The following is a 9984-nucleotide window of genomic DNA, read 5'->3' as shown; positions in this document are numbered from 1 at the left end:
AAGGTGAAATAAAAATAATAACAGTATAACAAATAAAATGCAGGTGACATCAGTCTATTGCTGATATCCCTGCATCTTATTTGTTTTATATGATTTACTTACATGCTTTTAAGATGGCTTTCAGATATTCCCAGGAACGTTCGGTGGACACAATGTCTACCCTCTCTTTTACTGAGTGAACATCTGGAAGGTTTGGTCCGAAAGATACAATATCGAGATCTGGTTTCTTGTCAAAGAGAATGCCGCATTCCAGTCCGCTGTGGGTTGTCTCAACCTGTGGATCTGTTCCGTACATTTCTTTATAGAGCTCGATCATCATTGGGCGGAGGGTTGAATTCTCATCGAATTCCCATGCAGGATATTCACCGGAGATTTCATAAGAAGCGCCGATTAATTCACACCACATAGCCAGCTGATTCTTCATGTCTTCCAGTTTGCTCTTCATAGAACTTCTTACCTGGAAACGTACCCTGACTGCATCGTCCTTGGTTTCAACAATTCCTGGGTTCAAAGAAGTCTCTACTGCTTGTGGGAAAGAACGGTCGTAGCACTGTACTCCGTTTGGAATACCATACAGATATTGAATCACACGAGAAGTTGTGTCAGCGTCAAATGACTGATAGATACCTTCTTCCACCGATTCAGCTGTAATTGTCAGGCCTGGTTCGGAACCAAGGAATTCAGCAGAGATCTTGTTCGCTAATTCGGCGGTATCTTTTATGATTGCATCCGTCTGTACGGTATCAACAACGATGACTGCATGATTAAACATGGCAATGACATTGGCAGCAGTACCACCCTGCATATCCATCAGATTAAAGTCATAATCTTTTGCAAGTGTATATAATACACGTCCCATGATCTTGTGGGCGTTACCACGTTGCTTCTGAATCTCAGCACCGGAGTGTCCTCCCTGAAGACCTGTAACTGAGATCTTGATTTTCGTTCCTTTTTCTTCACTCCATTCGATTGGAATAAAGGTGTCATAAATAAATCCACCGGCACATCCGACTGTCAGTACACCCTCTATCTCTGAATCCAGGTTCAGGCATTTCTTTCCCTTTAACTGAGACAGATCAACTGCTTTTGCACCGCCCATGCCAATTTCTTCATCGACTGTGAAGATTGCTTCAATCGGTGGATGAGGAATATCGGTACTTGCAAGAACTGCCATTGCATAAGCAATTGCGATTCCGTCATCTCCTCCAAGAGAGGTGTTCTTTGCTCCGATAAAACCATCTTCCACAAAGAGGTCAAGCGGATCATTCTTAAAATCGTGATCGCTGTCTGGTGTCTTCTCGGTTACCATATCCAGATGACCCTGTAAAATAACTGGTTCACTGTCTTCATAACCCGGTGTTCCCGGCTTCTTGATAATGACGTTGTTCACTTCGTCCTGTATGTATTCCAGATTGTGAGCTTTTGCGAATTCTACGCAGAAATCACTTGCTTTTTTCGTGTAAAATGTTCCCCTTGGCACTTTACTAAGCTCTTCAAAGTAGTGGAATACTTCTTTTGGTTCAATGTTAGATAAAGCTCCCATTTTTATTTCCTCCGTTTATAATAAATGTAATTATAGTATAGCATAAAAAAGGACTTTTGAAGACAATCAATCAGAAAAAGTCCCTTCTAATGTTAGAAGCGCTCTTTTCTTATCGATTCCACCGGCATATCCGGTCAGGCTTTTGTCACTTCCAAGAACCCGGTGACAGGGAATGATGATGGAGATGGGATTATGTCCGACGGCACCGCCGATTGCCTGTGCTGACATATGGGTAAGGTTCTGTTGTCTGGCAATGGCCTGGGCAATCTGTTTATAGGTCGTTGTCTCTCCATAAGGTATCTTTTTTAATTGATTCCACACATTTACACGGAAATCCGTGCCGGAAAGGGATAACGCAGGAGTAAAGTCTGGTTCCTGACCCTGAAAATAGATGTCAAGCCAGTGGCAAGTTTCCAAAAAGATGGGAAGCTTTTGACAAACAGAGTCAGCAGACAGATTGGATCCGAAGTATTTCTGCCCGTCAAACCATAATCCGGTTATGGCCTCGCCATTACTTGCCATAGTAATATCTCCCAATGGGGAGTGGTATTTGTACTGATATTGCATAATATAGACCTCCATGAAAGTAGGATGTGCCTTTAGAGTGACGCATGTCTAGGAGATGATTCCCTGGGCATGCTCTAATTCGGCATAGGCTCCGTTTTTTGCAAGAAGTTCTTCCCGTGAACCTTGTTCCAGGATGCCTTTTCCCTCTACAACAGCGATTCGGTCTGCGTTGCGGATTGTAGAAAGTCTGTGTGCAATCACGATACAAGTCTTATCTTCACTGAGACGGTCGAGACTTTGCTGGATCTTCTGTTCTGTGACACTGTCCAGTGCGGAAGTAGCCTCATCTAAGATCAGGATTGGAGGGTTTTTTAGAAAGACTCGTGCGATAGAGATTCGCTGCTTTTGCCCTCCGGAGAGTACAACACCTCTTTCTCCGATATAGGTATTGTATTCGTCCGGCATCTGCATGATCTCATCGTGAATCTCTGCCAGATGGGCGGCTCTCATGACCTCTGCATCTGAGGCATCCGGACGTCCGTAGCGTATATTGTCCATAATCGTGCCGGCAAACATGAAGACATCCTGCTGGATGATTCCGATGTGTTTTCGCAGACTTTCCTGCGTAACATCCCGGATATCGGTACCGTCAATCGTGATGGATCCGGAATCGACATCGTAGAATCTCGGAAGCAGGTGGCATAATGTCGTCTTTCCACTTCCAGAGGAGCCGACAAGTGCGAATGTTTCGCCGGGGGCAATATCGAGATTGACATGTTCCAGAACCTCTGTGCCGTCATCATAAGAAAAGCATACATTATCATAGTGGATATGGCCTTCTACGCCCTTTAGTTCAACCGCATCTTCCTTATTATTGATCTGTGGCTGAGTACGCATGATTTCCAGAAAACGTGCGAAACCGGCAGAGCCTTGTGTGTAGATCTCCATAAATTGTGCAAGCTTGCGGACCGGGGCAGTAAAGGTTGAGACATATAGGGTAAATGTAATAAGATCTACGTAATCCATCTTCTGGTTCATGATCAGAAGTCCGCCGATTGCGATGACAGCGACCTGCATGATTCCTACGGTTGCTTCCACGCCTCCGTTAAACAGTCCCATGGCTTTGTAATAGCCGACTTTGCTTTCTTTAAAATGCTGGTTGGCAATTGCGAATTTGGTTTCTTCAGAGTCCTCATTGGCAAATGCTTTGGCAGTACGGATTCCTGAGATTCCACTTTCGATGGCAGCGTTGATCTCGCCGGTCTTTTTCTTGACTTCGATATTGGCCTGCTGCATCTTCATGCGCTGGCGGATGGAAAATGCCAGACAAGCTGGAATCAACAGAAGCAGTACGAGACTTAATGGGATGTTAATTGTCAGAAGAACAGCAAGCGCACCGATAATCGTCAGAGTGCAGGTTAAAATGATCTCCGGACCGTGGTGCGCAAGTTCGACGATCTCAAAAAGGTCATTGGTAACCCTTGCCAGTAACACACCGGTACGATTCTTATCAAAGTAACTGAAAGACAGAGACTGCATGTGTGTGAATACATCTTCCCGCATATCGGCTTCCACGAGAGTTCCCATGGTATGGCCGATGATCGTCACCAGATAATTAAATACAGCTTTCAAGATGTATGCAAGAAACATGATCGCCATTACGACAAAAAATGTATGAAAAACATTTTGAGGCAGTAGGGTGTTCATAGACCATCTTGAGACATATGGGAAAATCAGATCAATCAATGCGATAATGACCGACAGAATCATATCAATGGCAAATCCTTTTTTGTGGGGGCGGATATAGGATGCGAAGACAGCCAGCTTCGATCCATTGTAATTGATTGGTTTCTTTTTTGTATTATTTTCTTTACCTATAGAGGTATCCATATGTATTCCTTCTTCCTGATTCAATTATTCATATATAATAGTTTGCAGTGTTTCCTGCATATTCCAATCCAAAAACAATTTCATTATTAACATAATTGACAGAAAGTGTCAATAAATCGGGATCATTTCTTTTCAGAGATTCAGCAGCGTTATTGTAGTATCTCTTGACAGAACATAAAAAAAAGAGTTCAATTAATGTCAGGAGGAAATATAATGGTAGAATTAAATGAAGAAATGAAACAGTATATGCTGCGGTTCGGATGGAAGAACCTGACGCTGGATATAGAAGAGATTACCAGTTGATGCGCCCCTCCGCGCAAGGAGATGTCAGTAGGAGTTACTGATAAGGCGAAAGAAGAGATGCAGGAAGATGGATATGTCTGTGAACAAAGCGAACTGGGTAATGTGTTCTATCCAGAGGAAGGAATTATTGTATCAGATAAAATAGTAGTAAAACGTATGGAATATCCGTGGCTTACCTGCTTTGAAGTGGAAGGGATTGAGATTATAAAGCCAGAAAGGAGAGTGGGAATATGATGATTTCAGATATATATAAAAATAAAAAGAGAAGTTTATCTTTTGAAATATTTCCTCCGAAAAAAGATGCAGAACTAAAAAATATTGATGAGACATTGTCCATCTTGTGCGAATTAAAACCAGATTTTATCAGTGTGACATTTGGTGCAGGCGGCAGTTCTAACTGTAATCGGACCATTGAATTAGCGAAGAAAATCAAATATGAGTATCATGTGGAGCCGGTGGTCCATCTGACTTGTCTTTGCTATGATAAGGCAGAGATTGATGAATTTTCGAGAGTATTGATGCAGGAAGGAATGCAGAACATTCTTGCACTTCGGGGAGACCGGAATCCGAATGTCCCAGAAAAAGATGAATTCAAGCATGCGTCTGATCTGATTGCTTATCTAAAGGAGAAAGGTGATTTCTGCATTGCCGGGGCATGTTATCCAGAGTGCCATCCGGAATCAGAAAACAGGGTCAGTGAGATGCGCAACCTTAAGAAAAAGGTAGATGCCGGAGCAGAAGTGCTGTTATCTCAGTTGTTTTTTGATAATGACCGTTTCTTCCGATTCGAAGAGGACTGTAGGATAGCCGGAATAGATGTGCCTGTGATTCCGGGAATCATGCCGGTGATCAATGCGGCACAGATTCAGAGAATGGTGACAATGTGCGGAGCGTCTTTCCCGGAACGTTTCCAGAAGATTATTGATAAATATGCAGATAATAAAGAAGCATTATTTGATGCAGGAATGTCTTATGCATTGAGCCAGATTATTGATCTTCTGACCAGTGATATTGATGGAATTCATCTGTATACTATGAATAATCCGGTGGTTGCAGGAAAGATCTGCGAAGGAATCCGGCATATTATATAGAATGAAAAGCCAGAATATAATAATTTGTACAAAAGAAAAAGATACATAGGAGGAAGAAAAGATGTGGCTTGGATTTGCAGTTGGCTCGGCTTTTTTTGCTGGCATCACATCTATTTTAGCAAAATGTGGAATTAAAAAGACAGATTCCAATGTGGCTACGGCAGTTCGTACATTTGTAGTATTGATATTCTCCTGGCTGATGGTATTTGTTGTCGGCTCTCAGAATCAATTAACTACATTATCGTTGAAAAATTTATTGTTCCTGGTATTGTCAGGCCTGGCTACCGGTGCCTCCTGGTTGTGCTATTTTCATGCATTGCAGATTGGAAATATCAATAAAGTAGTTCCAGTTGATAAGTTTAGTACAGTTCTTACGATCATTCTGGCGTTCATTCTGTTGGGAGAGCCGGTTAGTATCTATAAATTAATGGGAATTGTAGGAATCGGTGTTGGAACTTGGCTGATGATCCAAAAAAAGGAAACGACAGAACCGAAAAAAGAAGGGAAAGGCTGGTTCTTTTATGCGCTGTTATCAGCAGTCTTTGCCAGTCTGACCTCTATTCTGGGAAAGGTCGGCATTACTGGAGTGGATTCGAACCTTGGAACTGCGATTCGAACGATTGTCGTATTGCTTATGGCATGGGTGGTTGTGTTTGTGACAAAAAAGCAGAACGATGTAAGGTATCTGGACCGAAAAGAGCTGAGATATATTGTGCTGTCCGGTTTTGCAACCGGTGCTTCCTGGCTGTGCTATTACCGGGCTTTACAGACTGGACCAGCCAGCCTGATCGTACCGATTGATAAATTAAGTATTGTAGTTTCTATTATATTTTCTTATATCGTTTTTAAAGAAAAATTATCGAAAAAGGCTCTCTTTGGGCTGCTTTGTATTGTTAGCGGAACACTGGTAATGCTGGTGGGATAGAGCCAAATGATTTGATTGAGAAAAGAGATGAATGATTGTGACAAAAAGTATGACGGAAGGCAGACCGTTAAGATTGATCTTACAGTTCGCCGTTCCGCTATTAATTGGTAATCTGTTGCAGCAGACATATAATCTGATAGATGCTGCGATTGTAGGAAGGGTACTGGGAACAAAAGCGCTGGCCAGTGTAGGAGCATCCAGCAGCGTGCAGTTCCTGGTACTTGGTTTTTGTATCGGGATCTGTGCAGGGTTCAGTGTGCCGGTAGCGAAGTTCTTTGGCGCTGAGAAATTAGAGAAGATGAGGGAATATATTTTCCACGCAGCTGTCTTGACCGTGTTTTTTGCATGTATCATCACAACGGTCTGCGCACTTTTGTGTGCGAAAATCTTGCACATCATGTCAGTGTCAGAGGATATCTATGAGAATGCATATCAGTACTTATTGATTATATTCCTGGGAATTCCATTTACGTTACTCTACAATCTATTGTCCAGCATTTTGAGGGCAGTAGGAGATAGCAGAACGCCATTTGTATTTCTTGCGATTTCCACAGGATTGAATATTTTGCTGGATTTATTCTGTATTATGGTGCTTGGCTTAGGATGTGCCGGTGCAGCGGCTGCGACCATAACTGCGCAGGCTGTCAGCGGTATTTTGTGTCTGGTATTTATATGGAAACGTGTGGAAGTTCTGAAGTTATCACACCGGAATTGTCGATGGAATGGTGCAGTTACAAAGAATCTTCTGGCCATGGGAATTCCGATGGGATTACAATATTCGATTACGGCAATTGGAAGTATGGTCATGCAGTCAGCAAATAATGGCTTAGGAAGCGTCTGTGTCTCAGGATTTACTGCAGGAGTAAGGATCAAGCAATTCACCATGTGCCCATTTGATGCTCTCGCAACAGCCGCCTCCGTATTCTGTGGGCAGAATCTGGGGGCTGGAAAGGTAGACAGGATTCGAAAGGGGATTCTTCAGACAGTGGCAGTTGGTGTATTGTATGGAGGCCTGGTAGGACTTTTGTTGATATTTGAAGGACGGAACTTATCCATGATCTTTATCAGCAAAGAAGAGGTGGAAGTATTAGACGCAGCAGCGAAGTATCTGCGCTGCATGGGATATTTTTACTGGAGTCTGGGAATTCTGAACGTGTGCCGTATGAGCACACAGGGATTAGGATATTCTGGACGGGCAGTTTTTTCCGGAGTTACGGAAATGTTTGCCCGGTGTATCGTAAGTCTGGGGTTCGTTCAACGCTTTGGCTATACAGCAATCTGCTTCACAGACCAATCCGCATGGATTACCGCATGCTGTTATATCATACCAACATGTTATCTGTGTGTCAGACAGATTGCGAAAAAGGTAGAGGGCAATAGACAGATTGAGCAGAATAAAGTAAAATAACAGCAATAAATCACAGATGTTATGAAGGAAAGGAGCCTACGCATGGAACAGCAGGAAAAGGTTCATAAGAGACGTCCCCGTTATTCTGGGACACATCCAAAAAAATATAGTGAGAAATACAAAGAACTGAATCCAGAAAAATATGCAGATACGATTGAAAAGGTTATCCAAAAGGGTAGTACTCCGGCAGGGATGCACATTTCAATCTGTGTAAAGGAAATCTTAGATTTCCTCAAGATTCAGCCAGGGCAGAAGGGCCTGGATGCAACACTGGGTTACGGCGGACATACGCAGCAGATGTTACAATGCCTAGATGGCAAAGGGCATATCTATGCTCTGGATGTTGATCCGATTGAGTCTGTGAAGACAACAGAACGGCTGAGAAAGGCCGGTTATGGAGAAGATATTCTGACGGTTCGCCTTCAGAACTTTGCTGAGATTGATAAAGTGGCAGAAGAAGTGGGAAAATTTGATTTCATTTTGGCGGATCTCGGTGTATCATCCATGCAGATCGACAATCCTGACCGTGGATTTACCTATAAATTCGAAGGACCGTTGGATCTTCGGCTGAATCCAGAAAAGGGAATCAGCGCAGCAGAACGACTGCTGGAAGTAGAAGATGAAGAGCTGCAAGGAATGTTGGAAGAAAATTCGGATGAACCATATGCAGAAGAGATTACCAAGACAATTATGTCTTGGAGGCGAAAAGGAAAATGTCCTGAGACAACGATTCAACTAAAAGAAGCAATTGAAGAAGCATTGAGATTTCTCCCGGAAAATGAACGGAAAGAAGCCGTGAAAAAAGCATGTCAGAGAACATTTCAGGCATTGCGCATTGATGTAAACCGCGAGTTTGAGGTCTTATATGAATTCCTGGAAAAACTGCCGGATGTACTTGCACCTGGAGGAAGAGTGGCAATACTTACCTTCCATTCAGGCGAAGATCGTCTTGTGAAGAAGTCGTTTAAAAATTTCAAAAAAATGGGAATCTACAGTGACATTGCCAACGATGTGATTCGTCCTTCCGCAGAAGAATGTGCAAGAAACCCTCGTGCACGTTCTACAAAGATGCGTTGGGCAATACGGGCATAGAAGAGGAAGAGCTAAGGGGAACACATGGAAGAAAAGAAAGTAAAAAAACAAGATTCTGTATGCACGGTGGCAAAGAAATGTGGAGGATGTGTATATCAGGGAATGCCTTATAAAGAACAGTTGAAAAGGAAACAGAAACAGGAAGAACAGCTTCTGAAGAAATTCTGTAAAGTAAGTCCGATCATCGGCATGAAAGATCCTTATTATTATCGGAATAAAGTACATGCTGTTTTTGACCGGGACAGACGCGGTAATATTATTTCCGGTACTTATCAGGCCAATACGCACCGTGTGATTGCAGTGGAAGACTGTATGATCGAAGATAAAAAGAGCCAGGAGATCATTCGGACGATCCGGCACCTTTTGAAATCTTTTAAGATCAAGACGTATGATGAAGATACCGGCTATGGCCTCCTTCGCCATGTGATGGTCAGAAGAGGGTTCCAGACAGGAGAAATCATGGTTATCCTGGTACTGGGTTCACCAATACTTCCGTCAAAGAATAATTTCATCAAAGCGCTTCGGAAGGAACATCCAGAGATCACCACAATCATTCTGAATGTTAATGATAAGCAGACGAGTATGGTGCTGGGAGAAAAAGAAAAGGTTATCTATGGACCGGGATTTATCCGGGATACGCTGTGTGGATGTACCTTCCGTATCTCCCCACAGTCTTTCTATCAGGTCAATCCCGTACAGACAGAAGTCCTGTATCAGACCGCCATGGAATATGCTGGCCTTCAGGGAAAAGAAAGCATAATCGATGCATATTGTGGAATCGGAACTATCGGTATGGTGGCAGCAAAGCAGGCAAAACATGTTCTGGGGATAGAACTGAATAAAGATGCAGTGCGGGACGCAAGGATGAATGCCAAAGAGAATCAGATGAATAATATAGAATTCCGACAGGGTGACGCAGGAAAGTTCATGGTAGATATGGCAAAAAAGCACCAGAAGGTGGATGTTGTATTCATGGACCCTCCGAGAGCCGGAAGTGATGAGAAATTCCTGTCATCGGTTGCGCAGATGGGGCCGAAGAAAGTTGTGTATGTATCTTGTAATCCGGTGACACTGGCACGAGACCTGAAATATATGGTGAAGCATGGGTATAAGGTGGAGAAGATACAGCCGGTTGATATGTTCCCGTTCTGTGACCATGTTGAAACTGTCTGTCTACTGACACAAAATCTTGCATAATAGATGCGGGAAAATATGTAAAAAACAC

At 43.0% G+C, this 9984-nt stretch carries 9 protein-coding genes; 6 read left to right on the top strand and 3 right to left on the bottom strand.

From position 1 onward, the window contains the following. Window positions 1-94: 94 nt before the first annotated feature. From ACQRBH_RS01345 to ACQRBH_RS01335, 3 genes are all read right to left on the bottom strand, one after another. Window positions 95-1543, bottom strand: coding sequence for an aminoacyl-histidine dipeptidase (locus ACQRBH_RS01345; protein WP_427741868.1), 1449 nt, complete (start codon window positions 1541-1543; stop codon window positions 95-97). A 66-nt stretch (window positions 1544-1609) separates the two neighbouring features. Continuing rightward, window positions 1610-2110, bottom strand: coding sequence for a methylated-DNA--[protein]-cysteine S-methyltransferase (locus ACQRBH_RS01340; protein WP_427760735.1), 501 nt, complete (start codon window positions 2108-2110; stop codon window positions 1610-1612). A 48-nt stretch (window positions 2111-2158) separates the two neighbouring features. Beyond that, on the bottom strand, window positions 2159-3940 hold the full coding sequence (locus ACQRBH_RS01335) for an ABC transporter ATP-binding protein (protein ID WP_427760734.1): 1782 nt from the start codon (window positions 3938-3940) through the stop codon (window positions 2159-2161). 324 nt (window positions 3941-4264) lie between these two features. Here ACQRBH_RS01335 and ACQRBH_RS01330 point away from each other — a divergent pair, with 324 nt between their 5' ends. The 6 genes from ACQRBH_RS01330 (at window position 4265) to rlmD (ending at window position 9956) form a co-directional block, all read left to right on the top strand. Next, window positions 4265-4477 carry a hypothetical protein gene (locus tag ACQRBH_RS01330; protein WP_427741865.1) on the top strand — a complete coding sequence of 71 codons (213 nt, stop codon included), beginning with the start codon at window positions 4265-4267 and terminating at the stop codon, window positions 4475-4477. Further along, window positions 4474-5334, top strand: coding sequence for a methylenetetrahydrofolate reductase [NAD(P)H] (gene metF, locus ACQRBH_RS01325; RefSeq protein WP_427741863.1), 861 nt, complete (start codon window positions 4474-4476; stop codon window positions 5332-5334). The genes ACQRBH_RS01330 and metF overlap by 4 nt, the downstream gene beginning before the upstream one ends. A 61-nt stretch (window positions 5335-5395) precedes the next feature. Further along, entirely contained in the window at window positions 5396-6259 is an 864-nt protein-coding gene (locus ACQRBH_RS01320; RefSeq protein ID WP_427760733.1) for an EamA family transporter, read from the top strand. Between the two features lie 37 nt (window positions 6260-6296). Continuing rightward, window positions 6297-7667: an MATE family efflux transporter gene (locus ACQRBH_RS01315; RefSeq protein ID WP_427741860.1), complete on the top strand. Its 1371-nt coding sequence runs from the start codon at window positions 6297-6299 to the stop codon at window positions 7665-7667. A 42-nt stretch (window positions 7668-7709) separates the two neighbouring features. Next, entirely contained in the window at window positions 7710-8759 is a 1050-nt protein-coding gene (rsmH, locus tag ACQRBH_RS01310; RefSeq protein WP_347376760.1) for a 16S rRNA (cytosine(1402)-N(4))-methyltransferase RsmH, read from the top strand. A gap of 24 nt (window positions 8760-8783) precedes the next feature. Next, window positions 8784-9956: a 23S rRNA (uracil(1939)-C(5))-methyltransferase RlmD gene (gene rlmD / locus ACQRBH_RS01305; protein ID WP_427760732.1), complete on the top strand. Its 1173-nt coding sequence runs from the start codon at window positions 8784-8786 to the stop codon at window positions 9954-9956. Window positions 9957-9984 lie beyond the last annotated feature (28 nt).

Source organism: Bariatricus sp. SGI.161 (assembly GCF_050313695.1).
Lineage (GTDB): Bacteria > Bacillota > Clostridia > Lachnospirales > Lachnospiraceae > JAFBIX01.
This window is presented reverse-complemented; position numbering and strand designations above follow the sequence as displayed.